The following is a 1,897-nucleotide window of genomic DNA, read 5'->3' on the forward strand; positions in this document are numbered from 1 at the left end:
CCTGGCCACCAAACGCGAAACCCTGCCCCCCAAGAAACACGGCAACATCCCCCTCTAACCACCACACCACCCCACACCACCACCCGCCGAGCAGACCCAGATGCCCGCCCAGACCCCGCCGAACAGACGCAAATGACCGCGGCCATCCGGGACCACACGCCGAGCAGACGCAAATGACCGCGCGGACCATGGCCATCTGCGACTGCTCACGCCCTCAGGCGCGGCCATCTGCGACTGCTCACGCCCTCAGACGCGGCCATCTGCGACTGCTCACGCCCTCAGGCGCGGCCATCTGCGACTGCTCACGGCCCACGGCGCGGTGATCTGCGTCTGCTCACGGCCCAAGGCCCGGTGATCTGGGTCTGCTCGCAGTCAGGGGGTGGCGGCGGAGACGCCTTCGACAGAGCGGCGTACGGCTTGCTCGACAGCGCCCATCGGCACGCCGGCCGGCACGACGACGATGCCGATGGGTGCGTCGCGCTCCTCGGCGAACGTCCGGTGGACGATGGCGAGGGCCTGCTCGACCTCACGCTGAGGGTCGGCGCACTCTCCGCGCAGCCACCGGCGCAGCACGCGGTTGTGCGCCGCGACGACCGCCGCCGACATGAGCTCGGCGCGGATCTCGGAGGCTTCGGACTCATCACCCCACCGGCTGAGATAGCGCCGGAAGAGGCGCTGGTAGCGGGCGCTGCTGACGAGCTCGCGTTCGCGGAGTGCGACGACCGAGGAGGTCAGCCGGTAGCGCTCCCGCGCACGCTCGCCCTCGGCCACATAATGGAAGAGCACGATCTTCACCGCGTCGGTGACGGCAGCCAGAGCCGAGTCGACGTGGGGTGTCCGCAAGCGCTCCTCAACCCGGTTCAGGATGTCGTCGTGGTCGGGGAAGATCACCGCCTCCTTCGACCCGAACGAGCGGAAGAAGGTGCTGCGGCTGACACCAGCCTCGAGCGCGATGTCGTCGACGGAGGTGGCGTCATACCCACGTGTGGCGAAGAGGCGGAACGCCGCGTCGGCGATCTCGTCGCGTCCGGCTGCCATTCAGTCTCCCCTCGAGGCGCGTGTGGACATTCTGCCGCATGACACCTAGTCTCACCTTTTGGCACTTAGGTTCATGACGAGAGGGACACGGTGAGCTCGCTACCCACCCTGGCCGCGACCGGCCCGGACACCCGGCCGGGCGACTGCGTGCCGACCCTGCGGATCACCGGCGACGCCACGCCTGAGGAGGTCGCCGCCATCGTCACTGTCCTCGCCAGCCTCCAGTCTCCGGCCACGCCGACCGGTCCGCGACCGTCGGCGTGGCTGGCATCCACCCGCCCGCACCGGCCGCGGACGCCTGCGATGCGCTCCTGGCGCGCCAGCGGTCTCCCCAGCTGAACGAACGAGAGAGCAGAACGACGTGCCTGAGCTGAAGAAGGTCCTGGTTGCGAACCGTGGTGAGATCGCGGTGCGGGTGATCCGTGCTGCGAAGGATGCCGGGATCGGCAGTGTGGCGGTCTATGCCGACCCCGACGCCCACGCGTTGCATGTCCGGCTGGCCGATGAGGCCTACGCCCTGGGTGGTGCGACGCCGGCGGAGTCCTACCTCTCCATCGACAAGATCATCGACGTCGCGAAGCGGTCCGGGGCGGACTCGGTGCACCCGGGCTATGGGTTCTTGGCCGAGAACGCCGACTTCGCCCAAGCCGTCCTCGACGCCGGACTGACCTGGATCGGGCCCCCACCCGCCGCGATCGAAGCCCTCGGGGACAAGGCCAAGGCCAAGCAGATCGCCCAACAGGCCAACGCCCCCCTCGCCCCCGGCCTGAAGGACCCGGTCAAGGACGCCGAGGAGATCATCGCCTTCGCCCGCGAGAACGGCCTCCCGGTGGCGATCAAGGCCGTCTTCGGCGGCGGC

The 1,897-nt window shown here is 69.3% G+C and carries 3 protein-coding genes; 2 read left to right on the top strand and 1 reads right to left on the bottom strand.

Annotated elements, in window-relative coordinates:
- Window positions 1-372: 372 nt before the first annotated feature.
- Window positions 373-1,038: a TetR/AcrR family transcriptional regulator gene (locus tag ACYQ1K_RS27795; protein ID WP_459986870.1), complete on the bottom strand. Its 666-nt coding sequence runs from the start codon at window positions 1,036-1,038 to the stop codon at window positions 373-375.
- Window positions 1,039-1,128: 90 nt separating this feature from the next.
- Between ACYQ1K_RS27795 and ACYQ1K_RS27800 the strand changes: the two genes are divergently transcribed.
- Both ACYQ1K_RS27800 and ACYQ1K_RS27805 read left to right on the top strand, forming a co-directional pair.
- A complete protein-coding gene (locus ACYQ1K_RS27800) occupies window positions 1,129-1,377 on the top strand; it encodes an acyl-CoA carboxylase subunit epsilon (RefSeq protein ID WP_459986871.1) in 249 nt (82 codons plus the stop codon).
- Window positions 1,378-1,399: 22 nt separating this feature from the next.
- The coding region (locus tag ACYQ1K_RS27805; RefSeq protein ID WP_459986872.1) for a biotin carboxylase N-terminal domain-containing protein at window positions 1,400-1,897 on the top strand (498 nt) is incomplete at its 3' end.

Source organism: Nocardioides sp. AN3 (genome assembly GCF_054653495.1).

Bases quoted from the DNA above. Each gene is read 5' to 3' on its own strand.
- ACYQ1K_RS27795 (WP_459986870.1), bottom strand. From the start codon at position 1,038: ATGGCAGCCGGACGCGACGAGATCGCCGACGCGGCGTTCCGCCTCTTC.